Consider the following 15,562-nt stretch of genomic DNA (forward strand, 5'->3'; position numbering starts at 1 on the left):
ATGGAAGAAGGAGGCGGCTCAGGCCTTGCGGCCGGGCCGGTACAGCGCGCAGAGCTTGTGGCCGTCGGGGTCGCGCACATAGGCCAGGTGCACGCCGCCGTGGCTTTCGCCACGCGGGCCGGGCGCGTCCTCGATGGAGGTGCCGCCGTGGGCCACGGCCACGTCGTGGAACTGGATCAGCTGCTCGGGCGAGGTGCACTTGAAGCCGATGGTCGCGCCATTGGCGACGCTGGGCGACTCACCGTTGATCGGCTCGGTGATGCCGAAGGTGTTGCCCTCGTGCCGCCAGAAGACGCGCTGGTGGCCACCGGGCCCCGTGTTGCGCACGCCTTCGGGCGCGCCCAGCACGCCGAGCACGGCGTCGTAGAAGCGCTTGGCGCGCTCGATGTCCTGGCTACCGACCATCACGTGGTTGAGCATCTGCGGGATCTCCGTCGTTGTTGTCGGGCGGCTTTCGCCCGGGTTGGAAAAATCGGCCCCGATTAGACCCGAGCCGCCAGGCCGCGGCTGTCGCGCACACCGCAGTCAGAGCGAGCCGCGATGGTGCCGCTCCCGCAGCTGCAGCGCCGCCAGCAGCGCGAGTCCGCACAGGGCGGCCAGGATCAGGAACACCTCGTCGAAGGCCGCCAGGCGCGCCGGGCTGCTCTGCAGTCGGGCCAGCGAATCGCCGTGTGCCGAAAGCCGCCATTCGAGCACCACGGCGCACAGGCTCACCCCGGCCGAGCCGCCCAGCTGCCGCAGGAAGCTGATGGCGCTGGCGCCCTGCGGGATCATCGACTTGGGCAGGGGCCGCATCGAGCCGATGTTGAGCGAGGGCAGGATGAAGCCCAGGCCGATGCGCCCGATGACCGCATACAGCGTCAGCAGCCACAGCGGCCCGGCCAGCGACAGCGTGGGCATCAGCGCGAAGCTGACGGCCAGCAGCAGGAGGCCGGTGCTCACCAGCAGCCAGGTCGGATGCCGGTCGGCCAGCCGGCCCACGCCGGCGATGGTGAAGGCCAGCACGATGCCGGCCGGCAGCATGATGGTGCCCACGTGCGAGGCCGACAGGTGCAGCGCCACCTGCATGAACACCGGCAGCAGGTAGGTCGAGCCGAACAGCGCCGTGCCGTAGATGAAGGCCACCACCGTGCCCATGGCGAACTGCCGGTGGGTGAAGAGGCGCATGTCCATCAGCGGCTCGCCGCCGCGCGCGGCCAGGCGCCGCTCCCACCACACGAAGGCGGCCAGGGCGGCGGCGGCCAGCACCAGCAGCAGCGCGGCCTGCCCAGGCGCATCGCCGCGCAGCTCGACCAGGCCATTGAGCAGGCAAAGCGTGCCCGCGGTGCCGATCAGGAGGCCGCGCCAGTCCAGCGCATGGCTGCGGCCGGCCTGGGCGCCGCCGGGCGCGGTGGGCGGCACGAACTTCCAGGCCAGCCAGAAGGCCGCCAGGCAGAAGGGCACCACCATGAAGAAGATCGAGCGCCAGCCCGCCAGGTCCACCAGCACGCCGCCGATGCTGGGTCCGATGGCCGGTGCCAGCACCACACCCATGCCGAAGAAGCCGCTGGCGCGGCCCTGCTCGTGCGGCTCGAAGGCGCGCAGGATGATGATGGCCGGAATGGGCTGCACCACGCCCGCCGCCAGGCCTTCCATCACACGCGCGGCCAGCACCAGCGGGAACAGGTCGGCCAGCCCACCCATCAGCCCGCCCGCCAGCAGCAGCACCATGGTGCCGACATAGGTGCGCCGGTAGCCGAAGCGCGCCAGCAGCCATGGCGTGGTCAGCATCGACGCCGTCATTGCCACCATGAAGCCGGAGCTGACCCATTGCGCCCGCTCCTGGCCCAGTCCGAAGTGCCGGCTCAGGTCGGGGATGGCCACGTTGACCACGGTGGAGGACATGATGGATGCCATCGTGCCCACCATCACCGACAGCAGCAGCAGCCAGCGGTAGCGCGGCCCGTAGCGCTGGCGCAGCGGCGAATGGGCGGGCGGGGGGGCGGCGGGCGTGGGGTCGTGGTGGGTCATGGAGGCAGGGACCGTCGGGCGCGCAGCCCTGCCGGAAACGGGCCGGGCCGTCCGGTCCTACAAGCATACGGGGCTTCGCCCGCCGACCGGGCTGCGGGGGCGCTTGAAGAATCTTGCGGTCCGGGGGCGGAGCAGGCGACAGGCGCATTCCATCGTGCGCGATGCGGGTCCAACGTCCCCACGAATCCCATCGATACACAACAGGGGAGCGCTCATGCTCACATCCGACGATTCTTCCGCCCAGGTGCACAGCGGCGGCTCGCTGGCCGACGAACTCGCTGCACCTGCCGTCAGTCGCGCCTACGTCTGCCAGTGCGGCCGGCCGGTCTACCTGCGCAACAGCCAATGCCTGGCCTGCGGCACGCCGCTCGGCTACGTGACCTCGCGCGTGGGCGTGCTGCCACTCGCGCCCACCGAAGACCCCGAACTCTTCACCGTCTTCGGCGAGCCGGACGGGCCGCGCTACCGCCGCTGCACCAACTTCAGCACCGCCGCCGGCTGCAACTGGCTGGTGCCGGAGGACGACGAAGCGGATCAGGGCGTGGCCCACACCCACGGCCTGGCGCCCGGGCTGTGTCTGGCCTGCAGTGCGACGCGCACCATTCCCGACCTGTCGGTGCCGGAGAACCCGGAGCTTTGGCAGAAGATGGAAACCGCCAAGCGCCGCGTGCTGTCGCAGCTGCTGGCGCTGGGCCTGCCGATCAGCACCCGCCTGGCCGATCCGGACCACGGGTTGGCCTTCGACTTCCTGTCCAACCTGCCGGGCGCGCCGCGGGTGCTCACCGGCCATCAGGACGGTGTGATCACCCTGAACATCGAGGAGGGCGACGACGCCCAGCGCGAGAAGACGCGCGCCGAGATGCGCGAGCCCTATCGCACGCTGGTGGGCCACTTCCGCCACGAGATCGGCCACTACTACTGGGACGTGCTGGTGGCGCCCACGCCCTGGCTGCAGGGCTTCCGCGCCCTGTTCGGCGACGAGACGCAGGACTATGGCCAGTCCCTGCAGCGCCACTACGAGAACGGCCCGCCGGCCGACTGGGCGCTGCGCTACGTCACGAGCTACGCCAGCACCCATCCCTGGGAGGACTGGGCCGAGACCTGGGCCCACTACCTGCACATGGCCGACACGGTGGACACTGCGCTGAGCTTCGGCGTCAATGCCGTGAACGTCGAACTGACCAGCGACCTCTTCACCCGCGAGGACCTGTGGCAGCCCGACCATGAGGACGCCGACCGCTTCCTCGACTTCCTCAACGGCTGGGTGCGCCTGACCAACGTGCTCAACGAGCTGTCGCGCAGCATGGGCCAGCCCGACTTCTATCCCTTCGTGCTGCCGCATGCGGCAGTGGGCAAGCTGCAGTACATCCACCAGCTGGTGACGGCGCAGCGTGGCCAGCCGGCCCCGGTACGTGCCGAAGGCGCCGAGCCGGCGCCGGTGCAGGAGCCCCCGCCGATCGGCGACCCGGCGCCGGTGCAGGACCCGCAGCCCGAGCCCGCCGTTTCCCAGCAGGACCAGGCGCCGGTCCCGGTCGACAGTGCCGTTACGGTGGCGACGGGCGACCAGCCCGCGCCTGCGAACGAGCCGCCGCAGCAGGCCCAGCCACTGGCCGCCTGATCTCTCGCGACGGCGCGGCTCAGCGCGCCGTCGTGAACATCACGATGAGCATGGCGATGCCCGCCAGGAAGGCCAGCAGACGCGCCACCCACGGGAACACCAGCCAGGCGCCGAGGACGGCCGCCAGGCGGCCGAGCAGGCCGGGCGTCACCAGACGCGGGTCGGCCGGGCGGCCGACCGCCGCGATCGGCGCGCCGCAGTTCGGGCAACTGGGCGCGCGTGGCGACACGCGTCGTCCGCAGTCGGGGCAATCGATCAACGCCATGGGCCTTCCTTGTTCTTCGCTCATCCGCCTGCCGTGCGCGGGCCGATGACGATCTCGACGCGCCGGTTCTTCTGGCGACCCTCGGGATCGTCCCGGCCATCAGGCGTGGTGTTGGGCGCCACCGGTTCGCGCCGGCCCAGGCCTTCGGTCTGCAGCGTCCGCGTGCCCGCCGCAGCGGCCAGCCGCTCGGCCACGCGCTGGGCGCGGCGCAGCGACAGCGCCTCGTTGTAGGCGTCGCTGCCGCGCGCATCCGTGTGGCCGCGCACCCGCACCGGGGCCTCTGGATAGCCCTGCAGCAGTTCGGCTGCGCGAGCCAGTGCGGGCTCGGCGTCCGGCCGCAGATCGGCCTTGTCGAAATCGAAGAGCACGTCCGCCGGCAGGTCGACCACGATGGCCTTCTGCGGCGTCGGCCGGGCGTTCAGTTCGGTCAGCAGGGCGCGGGTGCGGGCCAGGTGCGCGGGCGGCACCTCGGCCAGGCGCAGCGCGGTGTCGGGCGCCGCAGCCTTGCTGAAGGTGGACTGGACCGGCGCCGCCTGCCAGCTGCCGGCGTTGCCGGCCGGTCGCCACTCGCTCACGGGGGCGCCCGGGGCCGGCTGCCAGCGTGTGGGCTGGCCGGCCAGCGCCTGCTCGCTGCGCCGCACCTGGTAGCCCGGCGCCGCGGCGGGGCCCTGCGCCAGGGCCGCGCACGCCGCGATCAGCCCTGCCGCGCCGGCCATGGCCGCCGTGGGCCTCATCCGCCGGCCTTGAGCGGCAGCACCATCTCCAGGCCCGGGCTGTTGGTGTCGTCCTGCGGACTGCCTTCGTTGATGACGAGCTTGACCTGCCGTGCATCGGCCGGCACCGCGCCCAGGAAGACCAGCCGGCCTTCCATGGTGTCGCCGGTCTTGATCTTGAGGTAGCGGTTGTCCTCGGGCCGCTTGAGCATCAGCTTGTTGCCGGCCTCGTCCTGCAGGTAGGTGTCGCCGGACGCCATCTGCGTCCAGTTGGTGAGCGGGCTCGCGAACGAAGCGCTGACGTCCAGCACGGTGGCGTCGGGCCCCAGTTCCACGCCCTTCACGCGCACGGTGAGGCCGGCGCTGGCCACGCCCTGCACGGCCAGCGGCAACTGGCGCGCGCTGGTGGGGGTGGCGGCGGCGGGCGCCTGAGCGGGCGTGGAAGCGCTGCCCTCGGTGGGCGCCGCCGCCGGTGGCACTGCGGGCGCCGGGCTGGCCATCGGCGCCGCGGCCGGTGCCGGCGTGGGGGTGGAGGCTGCCGGTGTGCTGTCGCGGTCGGAGCAGGCGGCCAGCAGGCCCGCCGACAGCGCGAGGGCGGCGAGGGGAAAGGCGTGCGTGGACTTCATCGGATGTTGACGCTGTTGACGTTGGCCGCCGCCCCGGCGCCGCCGGGGGCGCAGTCGACGCCGGCCTTCACGTCGCGCGTGTTGCGGCCGGTGACGACGACGGTGCGGCCCTGCAGGGCGCGGCTGTCGATGTCGACGCTGTTGATGTTGGCGCCGGCCGTGGCGGCCGTGCCATCGGCGCAGCGCACCTGCACGTTGCTGGCGCTGTTGCCGGTGACTTCGATGCGGTTGGTGCCGGGGCCGGGGCGTTCGATCATGGTGGTGGTGCTGTGGCTGCGGTCGGACACGCCGGCAGCCCAGCCGGCGCCGGCCGCGAGGACGACGGCGAGCGCGGCTGCGAGGCGCGGCGCCCGCCAGGGGCTGCGGGCCAGTGCGGCGAAAGGGGTCGAAGGGTTCTGGGTCATGGCGAAGGCCTCGTCACGGGATGCGCAGGGCGGTCGATGTCCAACGGTCAGCGCGCGGGCGCGGGCGCGGGCGTGGCCGGCAGCGACTCCTGCCCTGGAAAGCCGCCGAGCGGCGAGCGGGCGGGCGCAGGTGCGGGCGACGCCGTCGGCGCAGTGGCCTCGGCCGCCCGCAGCGCGCCCAGGCCGGGCGGGCCGGAGAGCTTGGGCCCCGCCGGCCCCAGGGCCGCGGCCGGTGGCGGCGATGCCGTGCCCGGCATGCCCGGCGTTCCCGATGCCGCGGCGCCGGGCGCCTGCCGCATCTGGGCTTCCAGCTCGCTGGCGAAGCGGTCCGCCAGGGCGGTCTCCTCGGCCGCCATCTCATGGCCCAGGCTGTTGATGCTCTCGGCGGCGCCCTTGGCGTTCTGGCTGCCCGGCAAGGCCAGGCGCTGCGCCAGCCGGGCATAGCCCAGGGCCTTGATGTTGTCCTTGGGCACGCCCTGGCCATTGCGGTAGAGGTCCGACAGGCGCTGCATGGCACGCGGGTCGCCGCGCACCGCACCCAGCAGGTACCAGCGATAGGCCTGACCGATGTCGGAGATGCCGCTGCGGTTGCTCTGGTAGGCGTCGCCCAGCAGGGTGAGCAGGGCGGGGTTCTGCGTGCGCAGTGCGTCCTCCTTGAGGCGCGAGATCTCGCTGCCGTACAGCGGCCCCTGGCAGCCGGGGTTGACCATGCCGCGCTCGATGGCCTGCTGGCACGATTCGACAAAGCGCGCGCCCGCCTCGGCGGCGGCGGAGGGCGCGGTGTTGGCGCCCGCCGGCGTGACCGGTGTCGCCGCCGCCGAGCCGCTGACGACCGCACCGGCCGCTCCGCTGCTCACGGCCGCGCCGGGGTTGCCGATAACCGTCTGCGCCCGTGCGGCCATGGCGCCCAGCAGGGCGGCGGCCAGCAGTAGCGAGGTCGCCGCCCAGGCCGTGGCGCGGACGGCCGACGGTGCTCGGGCGGCAGCCAGGGCGCGGTCAGCCGGCGTGACGCGCAGCGGACTCACAGGCCTGTCCCTCATGCGCCCGCCCTTGCCGGTGCGGAAGCGGCGGGGCCACCCTGGCCCGGCGCAGCGGCCGGCAGCGTGGCGGGCGCGGCCAGCTGACCGTCCCACGGCATGGGCACGCCGAAGAACAGCGGCTCGAAGCCCTGCCAGCTCAGCACGTCCACCGTGTCGCCCAGCTGCGGATAGCGGCTCGAGTACACGCGACGCAGCGCCTCCTGCGTGGGCGCGTCCAGCTGCTGGTTGATGGCCACGTTCTCGCCGTACTTGCGCAGCGTCACCTGGATCAGGCCCACCTTCACCTGCGGCGTGAGCGCCTCATAGGACTTGCGCATGTTGTCCACGACCACCGGGTCGGGCGTGCCGCCGGGGATGCAGCGCCAGTAGGGCGTGTTGGTGGCTTTGCCCATCAACTCCAGCACGCTCAGGTCCACCAGCGTGCGGATGGCCGAATGCCGCCCCTGCAGATACTTGCCCTCCAGCTTGAAGCCGAAGGCGTCGCCGTAGAAGCCCAGGCTGGCGTTGTCCTCCTGGCTGAAGTTCAGCACCTTGATCACGTTGGAGGCCTGCACGCGCGGCACCATCTGCTGGGTGCTGAAGCTCACCAGGTTCAGGTCCAGCGCCAGGGCCGAGAGGATGGCGGTGCGCTTGAAGTCGGCACCGAGGTTCGTCTCGCCCTTGCCCTTGCCGAAGTCCACGCTGGCCGAGTTGGAGCGGCCCGCGCCCGACAGCGCACGGTCGAATTCGGTCAGTGCGCCGGTGATCAGGAAGTCGGGCATCGTCACGCCGAAGCGCGCGCCCAGCTGGGCCTGCGAGATCAGGTAGTCGGGGTGGTAGGGCACGTAGACGATGCGCGCGCCAATGCGGTTGACGGCCGTGCGGACCATCTCGGTGATGTCACCCGGGATCTCCGAGCCCACCAGCGGGTTGGAGAGGTTGGTCGCGTCGAGGATGTTGCGCGTCTGCATGTAGACGACCGGGTCGCCGTCCTTGTAGACGTCGAGCATGGTGCCGAAGCGCGTGAGTGCGGCGGCGTACTGGCTCAGGTTGGCGGTGGGCAGCGAGCGTGCGGCCTCGCGCTCGGCCAGAAGCTGGTCCGCATCCTTGAGGGCGTTCTCCGTGGTGGCGCAGCCGGCGACGAGTGCGGCGGCAGCAGTGAGTGTGGCAAGGCGGGCGCTGATCCGGGCGCCGCGGGCGAGTGCGAAGGTCATGGTCTGCGAGGAGCGTTGTTGTTATCGGTACGCGGTGTGCGGCCCGCGCGGGCCGGGGCAGTTCATCAGCGGCCGTTGTTGAGAACGGTGATGTTCTCCACCCCCTTGCCATCGACGAACAGCGTCACGTTGCCGCTCACGTTGCCCTGGATCGTCGGGCTCGCGATGCGCAACTGGCCATCGGCGCCCTGCTGCACGTTGCTGTAGTCGGTGCGGATCACCAGGTTGCTCTGGTTGGCCGGCAGCTTGAGCGTGCCGTCGGGCTGCACCAGCGCCTGCTGGTCCACCACCTTGTTCTGCTCCAGGGCCTTGGCCACGCGGGCGCGGGCCGTGACGCTGGGCGTGACGCCGTCGATGAGCTTCACGCCTGCGTCCTTGTTGTCCTTGTAGTTGCCCAGCTGCTCGCCGTAGTTGACGAGCTGGGCCTGGGCACCGCCGGCCAGCAGCAGGGCGGTGGCGGCGGCGAGAAGTCGCCGTGTCGTGCGTGCGCGCATGATGAAGAAGGTCTCCAGAGTAGGGGAATCACATGTTGAGCACCGTCACCGCCGGTCCCACCGTCACGCTGCGGTTGACCACGCCGGTGGAGGGCAGGGTGATCGTCTTGCCGACGCTCGCGGCCCAGGGCGCGCCCCCGGCCACGCCCGCCGAGCCGGCCAGCACGCCCACATTGCGCACGCTGGCGGTGGTGGTGCCCATGCCGGCGCGGGCGTTGTTGCCCACGATGGTCACGCTGCCGGTGATGACGCCGCGGTTGATGACCGAGTTGGCCGTGCCGCCCATGCCGGCCGAGCCCTGGTTGCCGGCGATGGTCACCTTGCCGGCCATGGTGCCGGTGTTGACCAGCGAATTGACCGTGCCGCCGTTCGACGCCGTGCCGCGGTTGCCCACGATGGCCACCGCGCCGCTCAGGTTGCCGCGGTTGACCACGCTGTTGACCACGCCGCCGCCGCTTGCCGTGCCCTGGTTGCCGAGGATGGTGATGTTGGCCGCCAGGTTGCCGGTGTTGCGCACGCTGTTGGCCAGGCTGCCGTTGCCGCGCGCGCTGCCCGTGTTGCCGGCGATGTGCACGTTGCCCGTCGCACGGCCGCCGTTGACGAAGGAATTGACGGTGCCGCCGTCCTGCGCGCTGCCCTGGTTGCCCAGGATGGTGATCTGCCCGCCGGCCAGCGTGCCGCCGTTGTCCACGCTGTTGGCGGTGCCCTTGCGCGCCACCTGGCCCTGGTTGCCGCTGATCGTCACGCGGCTGCCGGCCATGCTGCCGCGGTTGCGCACCGTGTTGGCGATGGCGTCCCCGCCGTCGGCCTGCACGGTGGCGCGGTTGCCGTCGATGCCGATCTGCGCGCCGCTGATGCGGCCTTCGTTGACCAGGCTGTTGGCCGCCGCCACATGGCCGCCCTGGGCCTGAACGCCCTGCGCCTGGTTGCCGCGCAGGCTGACGCTGCTGCCTTCCAATGTTGAGTTCTCGTCCAGCAGCACGCTGTTGGCCAGCGCCAGGGCCTGGTCGCCACGCACCTGGCCGGCCATGTTGTCGGCCAGCGCCAGACTGCTGCCGCGCAGCTGGCCCAGCACCTGCACCGCGTTGGCATAGGCCTGGCCCACGCCGCCGCTGACGGCCTTGCCGAAGAGCGTGACTTCCTTGCCGCTGCTGCGCACGTCGATGGCCTGGTTGCCGGTCAGCGTGACCGGGCTGGCCTGCACGTCGCCCTGGCCATTGACGGCCAGCGCATTGGCATTCACCCGGCCCCCGTCGGCCTGCAGCTGGCGCGCCGTGTTGCCGCGCACCGTGAGTGGCGACGACGCCAGCCGCGCGCCGCCTTCGCCTTCGAGGTACAGGCCGTTGGCGACCAGGATGCCATTCTTCGCCGAGCCGGCGCCCATGGCCTGGCCCGAGCCGCCGCCCGCCGTCACGTCGCTGGCCTGGTTGTCGGCCAGCGTCACCGGGCTGCCCGAGAGCTGCGAGTCGCGGTAGACCCCCAGGGCATTGACCAGCGCCGTGCCGCCCGGCGCCCTCACGTTGGACGCGCGGTTGCCCGTCACCTGCAGGGTGGAGCCGCCGTCGGCGCGCGCGTTCTGGTGCAGCACCACGGCGTTCACCGCGGCGCGAGCGTTCTGGTCGGTCGAGGCCAGGCCGCCCGCCACCGCGCCCGAGGCGGCGCCGGTTTCGATCTGGCGGGCCGTGTTGTCCTGCACCGTGGTGCGGGCGGACAGGCGCGATGCGCCGCCCTCGCCCTTTTCCACGCTCACGGCATTGGCCACCAGCTTGCCGCCGCGCGACGAGAGGCCCGCGGCCTGGTTGCCGAGGATGTCGACGCGGCCCGCGTCCACCTCGGAGCCCAGCACGCCCAGGCTGTTGACCAGCGCCATCGCGTTCTGCTCGCCCGAGGCGATCAGGCCACCGGCCGCGCTGCCCTGGAAGCCGGTGGTGGCGACGTTGTCGGCCTTGTTGTCCTGGATGACCACGCTGGTGCCGCGCGTGGTGGCCTTGCTTAGCCACACGCTGTTGGCCACGGCCGCGCCGCCGTTGGCGCGCACGCCATCGGCCACGTTGCCGCTCACCGTGTGCCGGGTGCTGCCCTCGACGCTGCCGCCCTGCACCGAGATGCTGTTGGCCAGCGCCACAGCGGCCATCTGCACATCGGCCAGCGCGCCGCCCAGCACCGAGCCGCTGCCGCCGTCGGCATCGACGCGGCTGGCGCGGTTGGTGGCGATCTGCGCGCTGTACTGGCGCAGCGCGGCGCCCTGGTAGTCGGCCAGGTTCAGGCTGTTGGCCAGGGCGCTGCCACCCGTGGCCGTGATCGATTCGGCCTGGTTGCCCTGTTGCAGGACCCGCGCACCTTCAAGGCGGCTGTTGGCGGCCGTCAGCGCATTGGCCGCGGCCACGCCGCTGAGTTGCGCCGAGGCGATGGCGCCCCAGCCCACGCTGGCGCTGCCGCCGCCGGCACGCACATCGCGGGCGCGGTTGTCCGTCTGGGTGATCTGCAGGTCGTCCACGGGCGTGCGGGCCAGCGTGCTGCCGTTGGCGATGGCCGCGCCGCCGAGCGAGGCCACGCCTTCGACGCGGTTGCCCGTGACGTCTACGCGCAGGCGGCGCAGGTCGCTTTCGTCGGCCAGCAGGCCGTTGGCCGTGGCGCGCCCGGGCAGTTGCAGCGAGCCCGCGCCAAGCGCCACCGACGCCTTCGCGCCGTGGGCCTCGATGCGGCTCGCCTGGTTGTTCTGGATCTGGATGCGGCTGTCGGCCAGCGGCCGGCGGCCCTGGCCGCCCGACAGCAGCACGCTGTTGGCCGAAGCCGCGCCGCCTATGGCGCGCACGAAGCCGCTGACCTGGTTCTGCAGCACCGACACCTGCGTGTTGCGTGTGTCGAGCGCGGACAGGCCGATCATGTTGGCCTGCGAGGTGGCGATGAGCTCGGCCGAACCGGCGATCCCCGCACCGGCCGTGGCCTTGCCGCCGCCGGCCATCACCTCGCCGGTGGTGCGATTGCCGGTGTTGCGCGCCGCACTGCTGCCGTCGAGCGTGCTGCCGGGCCGCGCGGTGATCCAGCCGAGCCCATGCAGCACGCTTTCCTGTGCCTGCACGGCGGTCGTCGCCAGCCCGGCCAGGCCACCGCACACGAGGGCGAGGGCATGGACCAGGGCGGTGTTCTTCTGTCTCGGGGCCTGGGGCACGGGCACGGTCTCCATCCGGTGTCCGGGACGGCGGGCGGATCAGCCCTGCTGCACGGTGGCCGTCCCGGCACACCGGACGAGGGCATCCGCTCAGTTGATGTTCACGGAGTTGACGTTGGCCGTGCCGCCGATGGCCTTGATGGTGTCGGCTTCGTTGCCGCTCACCGTGATCTCGCTGTTGCGCACCTTGGAGCCGGTGATGTTGACCGAGTTGACGTTGGCCATGCCGGTCATGCTGACGTTGGCGCCCACCTTCAGCACACCGGCCTCACCGCCGCCGGCCAGGACGTCGCGCGCCTTGTTGCCGCTCACGGTGATGCGGCTGTTGGTGATCTCGGAGCCGGTCGAGCCGTTGGCCTTGCCGACGCCCGGGATGGTGACCGCGCCGCTCTGGGCGAATGCGGGGGCGCACAGACCGGCCATGAGGGCGACGGCACCGGCTGCAACGAATTTCTTCATGAGAGGGACTCCTGATAGATGCGATGGAAGGGGGTTGAAGCGCGGTCCGGTCGGGACCACGGGTCGCAATCTATCGGCCTCCCACATGTCGATCCGACATAGATGTAAGTCGCTGTGTTGCTCACATTTTTTTGCGTTTGCTTCCAAATTCCACGCCGAAGTCTGGGGATTTCCGGGCTTTGGAGTTCGTAGGCCAATGCGCCTCGGCATCGTCGGCGCGCGCTCGGTCTCTGTGAATGTGCACACAAAAGTGCTCATTCCGGGTGCAGGGAACGGGCGCGATGTTCCTTAACGGAAGCTGAAGGCCTCTGTCAAATCCAAACCCGCGACCTCCATGCGCCTTGAAACGTTTTCGATGGCGCAGAAGTGCGCGCATGGACACAGGCGTTCACAAAGCAGGGGCCGCGGTAACCGGGCGTCGGCCTTCTCCGTCGCGTCCCGCCCGGCGATCACCGCACACTGAGGCGGTGTTTCACTGAAGCTGTTTTCATGTCCGTCACGACATCCACGATCCGACGCCTGCCACTGGCCGGGGCCGCGCTGGTCGCCGCTGCGGCGCTGCTCCCAGGCTGCGAGCGCACCGCTGGCGCCGATATCCGCTACCCCGATGACGGTGCCATCGCACAAGCCCTGCGGCAGAACTTCGCCGAGGACCCCGACAACGCCCGGGCCCGCGAACTCATCCAGACCCTGGGCGGTGCCGACGGGCAACTCGACTACAAGGTGCGCCGCGTGGTCTGGCGCCAGGGCAGCTTCGAGGTGCACTACGACGCCAGCCTGCGCATGGCCCAGGGCGGCGAGCAGAGTCTGCAGCGCCTGTACGCCACCATGATCCCCAAGGAAGAAGCCGCCCGGCTGCCCGACCAGAGCCTGAAGGCGCAGGAGGACTGGCTCAACGCCCAGGCCGACGCCCTGGCGCGCAGCGATGCCGCGCAGGGCCAGTCGCTCAAGGCCAGCCTGGAGAACCTGGGCCGCTGCTACCGGCAGGCCAAGGCCGGGGATACGGTGCCGCTGATGGAGGGGCTACACGCGCTCCTGTCGCCCGCGCGCGAAGGGTTGTACGCGGAGCGCCTGCAGGCGCCTGGCGTGCAGCTCAAGTGCCTGCCGCTTTGACCGCCCAGTCTGGCGCTGGGCAGGCCTGAGCCACGCAGTTCCTGCAGATGCAGGCCAGCCCCTGCGCTTCGGCCGGCACCTGGGCCCGCAGCGCAGCCGGGATGGCCACCGTCATGCACCAGCAGTCGGTGCACGGCTCGCCGGTGCAGCGCGCCGCTTCGGCGCCGCAGGCGTTGGGCTGGCCGCACAAGGGGCACAGACTGGGGTCGATGGCGGCGCCCCGGGCTTCAGGCATACAGGGGCTCCTCGGCCATCGCCTCGCACTGGTCCTGCAGCATCTGGATCTGGCCTTTCCAGTAGTCGCTGCTGCCGAACCACGGGAAGTTGATCGGGAAGATCGGGTCCTGCCAGCGGCGGGCCAGCCAGGCGCTGTAGTGCAGCAGGCGCAGGGTGCGCAGCGGCTCGATCAGCGCCAGTTCGCGGCGGTCGAATTCGCGCATCTGCTCGTAGCCGTCGAGCAGGCCCGACAGCTGCCCCGTGCGCTGCGCACGGTCGCCGGAGAGCAGCATCCACAGGTCCTGCACGGCCAGACCGGTGCGGGCGTCGTCCAGGTCGACGAAATGCGGGCCGCCACCGGGCCGGTCGGTGGGCGTCCAGAGGATGTTGCCGGGATGGCAGTCGCCGTGCACCCGCAGCCAGCGCAGGTCGCCGGCCGGCCGGGTCGTGTCCAGGGCGGTGGCGCCGATCATGGCCAGCGCCTCGTTGCAGGCGGCTTCCCATTCCTTCTGCACGTCCAGCGGAACCATGTCGTGCGCCAGCAGCCAGTCGCGCGAGGCGGTGCCGAAGCCCGCCAGGTCCAGCGCGGGCCGCTCGACAAAGGGCGCCTTGCGGCCCACGGCGTGGATGCGCGCGAGGAAGCGGCCCACCCATTCCACCACCTCGAAGTCGTCCAGCTCCGGTGCGCGCCCGCCGCGCGAGGGGCTGACCGCGAAGGCGAAGCCGCCGTGGTGGTGCAGCGTGCGGCCTTCCAGCGCCAGCGGCGCCACGACGGGGATGTCGTCCGCAGCGAGTTCGGTGGCGAAGTCGTGCTCCTCCTGGATCTGCGCGTCGCTCCAGCGGCCGGGCCGGTAGAACTTGACGACCACGTTCGAGCGGTCTTCCAGGCCCGCCTGGTAGACGCGGTTCTCGTAGGAATTGAGCGTCAGCAGCCGGCCATCGCCGTACAGGCCGACGCTGGCCAGCGCATCGAGCACCGCGTCCGGCGTGAGGGATTCGTAAGGGTGGCCGAGGGCCGGGGTGTCAGGCATCGAGGCATTGTCGGCCTCGTGCCGCCGCGGCACGCCCGGTGGTGTCTTGCGCTGCAGCTCAGGGCGCGAGCGACACCACGTGCGCCGCACGCGGATCGCCCCGGCCGTGCATCACCGTGGGCCACAGCGCCTGCAGCGCCGCGCCGCCACGGTGCTGCTGCACCTGCAGCCACGGCGCATCGGCCTGCGTGGCGCGGGCGGTGAAGGCCTGCCAGCCCTGCGCCAGCTTCTGGCCGAAGGCCTCGGCACCCCACTCGCCAGTGCGCTTCCTGATCTGTGTCGGCGCGAAGAAGAAGGTGGCGCGCGGCCCGGGCAGCGTCTTGGCCGTGCCCTCGGGCGCGCGCTGGTCCACATGCGTGTTGCCGATCACCATGCTGTAGCGCAGCTGCCCGAAGCGCTCATGGATGGCGCGGCGCAGCTCGCCGTTGCCGGCGAAGTCCACGTAGACGCAGGGCGCATCGGCGGCGATGCGGTCCAGCTCGCCATAGGCCAGCACCTCGTCGTAGCAGCCCAGGCCTTCGCAGAAGGCACGGTTGCCGTCGGAGGTGAGGCCGACCACGCGCACATCGGGCCGCGGCACCAGCTGGAAGGCCGTGCCGTAGGCCGTCTTGCTCGATGCGCTGGACAGCAGCACCGTGGCCCGCCCGCCCTCGGCGGCGCCGAAGAAGGCGTTGTCGCCCAGGAAGTCGTCGATCAGCCACGAGGTGATGAACAGCGGCCGCAGCAGCGCCTGGATGTCCTCCGTGTCGGCGGTGTAGAGCGGATCGCTGGCGCAGCGGAAGTACTGGTTGTAGACCGCAGGCAGCTCGGCCCGATGCGCCGCCATGTCGGTGAAGCGCTCTTGCGAGAGCCGCCCGGGCGTCAGCACCACCTTAGACGACGTGGGGAAGAAGCCATACACCCTCTCGCCCACCGCCACGCCCGCGTGCGTGGACTGCAGCACCCGCGCGAAGCCCCACACCGGCACGAAGCGCGCGTCGTCCTCGCCGGTGGGAAAGAAGCGCCAGTAGCCCATCGCGTCGCCGAAGGCGGCATAGGTGACGTTGTTGGCCGTGAGCGCGAAGCGGTCGATGCCCAGGCGCACCTGGCCGGGTTCGAGCGGGCTGTCCTCGCGCTCGCGCAGGCGCGTCTGGCCGAGGTCGGTGGGATGGACGAGGAAGTCGGTGGTGGGCATGCGTCGGGTCCGTGGCAAGGAACTGCGCACCTTA

16 protein-coding genes are annotated in these 15,562 nt (G+C 71.4%); 2 read left to right on the plus strand and 14 right to left on the minus strand.

Going from position 1 to position 15,562, the window contains the following annotated elements; all coding sequences use genetic code 11:
* Positions 1 to 18: 18 nt before the first annotated feature.
* Together BXA03_RS10665 and BXA03_RS10670 are read right to left on the minus strand one after the other, a co-directional pair.
* Complete coding sequence (locus tag BXA03_RS10665) at positions 19 to 420, minus strand: VOC family protein (RefSeq protein WP_076507169.1); 402 nt, start codon at positions 418 to 420, stop codon at positions 19 to 21.
* 105 nt (positions 421 to 525) lie between these two features.
* Complete coding sequence (locus BXA03_RS10670) at positions 526 to 2,010, minus strand: DHA2 family efflux MFS transporter permease subunit (protein WP_076507171.1); 1,485 nt, start codon at positions 2,008 to 2,010, stop codon at positions 526 to 528.
* 214 nt (positions 2,011 to 2,224) lie between these two features.
* Between BXA03_RS10670 and BXA03_RS10675 the strand changes: the two genes are divergently transcribed.
* Positions 2,225 to 3,628, plus strand: a complete 1,404-nt coding sequence (locus BXA03_RS10675; protein ID WP_083716020.1) for a zinc-binding metallopeptidase family protein — start codon at positions 2,225 to 2,227, stop codon at positions 3,626 to 3,628.
* Between the two features lie 19 nt (positions 3,629 to 3,647).
* Here the strand turns inward: BXA03_RS10675 and BXA03_RS10680 are convergent, their stop codons facing one another.
* From BXA03_RS10680 to BXA03_RS10720, 9 genes are all read right to left on the minus strand, one after another.
* A complete protein-coding gene (locus tag BXA03_RS10680; protein WP_076507173.1) occupies positions 3,648 to 3,893 on the minus strand; it encodes a zinc ribbon domain-containing protein in 246 nt (81 codons plus the stop codon).
* Between the two features lie 20 nt (positions 3,894 to 3,913).
* On the minus strand, positions 3,914 to 4,627 hold the full coding sequence (locus BXA03_RS10685) for an OmpA family protein (RefSeq protein WP_076507175.1): 714 nt from the start codon (positions 4,625 to 4,627) through the stop codon (positions 3,914 to 3,916).
* Positions 4,624 to 5,232: a hypothetical protein gene (locus BXA03_RS10690; protein WP_076507177.1), complete on the minus strand. Its 609-nt coding sequence runs from the start codon at positions 5,230 to 5,232 to the stop codon at positions 4,624 to 4,626. The genes BXA03_RS10685 and BXA03_RS10690 overlap by 4 nt, the downstream gene beginning before the upstream one ends.
* Positions 5,229 to 5,636: a hypothetical protein gene (locus BXA03_RS10695; protein WP_076507179.1), complete on the minus strand. Its 408-nt coding sequence runs from the start codon at positions 5,634 to 5,636 to the stop codon at positions 5,229 to 5,231. The genes BXA03_RS10690 and BXA03_RS10695 overlap by 4 nt, the downstream gene beginning before the upstream one ends.
* Positions 5,637 to 5,683: 47 nt before the next feature.
* Complete coding sequence (locus BXA03_RS10700) at positions 5,684 to 6,676, minus strand: tetratricopeptide repeat protein (RefSeq protein WP_143476280.1); 993 nt, start codon at positions 6,674 to 6,676, stop codon at positions 5,684 to 5,686.
* Positions 6,673 to 7,869 (minus strand): hypothetical protein, encoded by a 1,197-nt coding sequence (locus BXA03_RS10705; protein WP_076507183.1) that lies wholly within the window; start codon positions 7,867 to 7,869, stop codon positions 6,673 to 6,675. The genes BXA03_RS10700 and BXA03_RS10705 overlap by 4 nt, the downstream gene beginning before the upstream one ends.
* Before the next feature lie 65 nt (positions 7,870 to 7,934).
* Entirely contained in the window at positions 7,935 to 8,363 is a 429-nt protein-coding gene (locus tag BXA03_RS10710; protein WP_076507185.1) for a hypothetical protein, read from the minus strand.
* Between the two features lie 28 nt (positions 8,364 to 8,391).
* On the minus strand, positions 8,392 to 11,550 hold the full coding sequence (locus tag BXA03_RS10715) for a beta strand repeat-containing protein (protein ID WP_143476281.1): 3,159 nt from the start codon (positions 11,548 to 11,550) through the stop codon (positions 8,392 to 8,394).
* A 75-nt stretch (positions 11,551 to 11,625) separates the two neighbouring features.
* Entirely contained in the window at positions 11,626 to 11,994 is a 369-nt protein-coding gene (locus BXA03_RS10720) for a hypothetical protein (protein WP_076507187.1), read from the minus strand.
* A 489-nt stretch (positions 11,995 to 12,483) separates the two neighbouring features.
* On the opposite strand from BXA03_RS10720, the gene BXA03_RS10725 reads away from it, so the two are divergent.
* Complete coding sequence (locus tag BXA03_RS10725) at positions 12,484 to 13,107, plus strand: hypothetical protein (RefSeq protein WP_234983653.1); 624 nt, start codon at positions 12,484 to 12,486, stop codon at positions 13,105 to 13,107.
* On the opposite strand, the gene BXA03_RS10730 is transcribed toward BXA03_RS10725, so the two are convergent.
* From BXA03_RS10730 to BXA03_RS10740, 3 genes are read right to left on the minus strand one after another with little or no spacing between them, the layout of a single operon-like run.
* Positions 13,088 to 13,342: a cysteine-rich CWC family protein gene (locus BXA03_RS10730; protein WP_076507188.1), complete on the minus strand. Its 255-nt coding sequence runs from the start codon at positions 13,340 to 13,342 to the stop codon at positions 13,088 to 13,090. The two genes, BXA03_RS10725 and BXA03_RS10730, sit on opposite strands and share 20 nt — an antisense overlap.
* Positions 13,335 to 14,354: a serine/threonine protein kinase gene (locus BXA03_RS10735; protein WP_076507671.1), complete on the minus strand. Its 1,020-nt coding sequence runs from the start codon at positions 14,352 to 14,354 to the stop codon at positions 13,335 to 13,337. The genes BXA03_RS10730 and BXA03_RS10735 overlap by 8 nt, the downstream gene beginning before the upstream one ends.
* A 58-nt stretch (positions 14,355 to 14,412) precedes the next feature.
* Complete coding sequence (locus tag BXA03_RS10740) at positions 14,413 to 15,528, minus strand: DUF2855 family protein (protein WP_076507190.1); 1,116 nt, start codon at positions 15,526 to 15,528, stop codon at positions 14,413 to 14,415.
* Positions 15,529 to 15,562: the final 34 nt, after the last annotated feature.

This window comes from Pseudacidovorax sp. RU35E (assembly GCF_900156165.1).
Classification (GTDB): Bacteria; Pseudomonadota; Gammaproteobacteria; order Burkholderiales; family Burkholderiaceae_C; genus Xenophilus.

Bases quoted from the DNA above. Each gene is read 5' to 3' on its own strand.
- BXA03_RS10710 (WP_076507185.1), bottom strand. From the start codon at position 8,363: ATGCGCGCACGCACGACACGGCGACTTCTCGCCGCCGCCACCGCCCTG.
- BXA03_RS10680 (WP_076507173.1), bottom strand. From the start codon at position 3,893: ATGGCGTTGATCGATTGCCCCGACTGCGGACGACGCGTGTCGCCACGC.
- BXA03_RS10740 (WP_076507190.1), bottom strand. From the start codon at position 15,528: ATGCCCACCACCGACTTCCTCGTCCATCCCACCGACCTCGGCCAGACG.
- BXA03_RS10725 (WP_234983653.1), top strand. From the start codon at position 12,484: ATGTCCGTCACGACATCCACGATCCGACGCCTGCCACTGGCCGGGGCC.
- BXA03_RS10670 (WP_076507171.1), bottom strand. From the start codon at position 2,010: ATGACCCACCACGACCCCACGCCCGCCGCCCCCCCGCCCGCCCATTCG.
- BXA03_RS10730 (WP_076507188.1), bottom strand. From the start codon at position 13,342: ATGCCTGAAGCCCGGGGCGCCGCCATCGACCCCAGTCTGTGCCCCTTG.
- BXA03_RS10675 (WP_083716020.1), top strand. From the start codon at position 2,225: ATGCTCACATCCGACGATTCTTCCGCCCAGGTGCACAGCGGCGGCTCG.
- BXA03_RS10735 (WP_076507671.1), bottom strand. From the start codon at position 14,354: ATGCCTGACACCCCGGCCCTCGGCCACCCTTACGAATCCCTCACGCCG.
- BXA03_RS10705 (WP_076507183.1), bottom strand. From the start codon at position 7,869: ATGACCTTCGCACTCGCCCGCGGCGCCCGGATCAGCGCCCGCCTTGCC.
- BXA03_RS10700 (WP_143476280.1), bottom strand. From the start codon at position 6,676: ATGAGGGACAGGCCTGTGAGTCCGCTGCGCGTCACGCCGGCTGACCGC.
- BXA03_RS10715 (WP_143476281.1), bottom strand. From the start codon at position 11,550: ATGGAGACCGTGCCCGTGCCCCAGGCCCCGAGACAGAAGAACACCGCC.
- BXA03_RS10690 (WP_076507177.1), bottom strand. From the start codon at position 5,232: ATGAAGTCCACGCACGCCTTTCCCCTCGCCGCCCTCGCGCTGTCGGCG.
- BXA03_RS10685 (WP_076507175.1), bottom strand. From the start codon at position 4,627: ATGAGGCCCACGGCGGCCATGGCCGGCGCGGCAGGGCTGATCGCGGCG.
- BXA03_RS10720 (WP_076507187.1), bottom strand. From the start codon at position 11,994: ATGAAGAAATTCGTTGCAGCCGGTGCCGTCGCCCTCATGGCCGGTCTG.
- BXA03_RS10695 (WP_076507179.1), bottom strand. From the start codon at position 5,636: ATGACCCAGAACCCTTCGACCCCTTTCGCCGCACTGGCCCGCAGCCCC.
- BXA03_RS10665 (WP_076507169.1), bottom strand. From the start codon at position 420: ATGCTCAACCACGTGATGGTCGGTAGCCAGGACATCGAGCGCGCCAAG.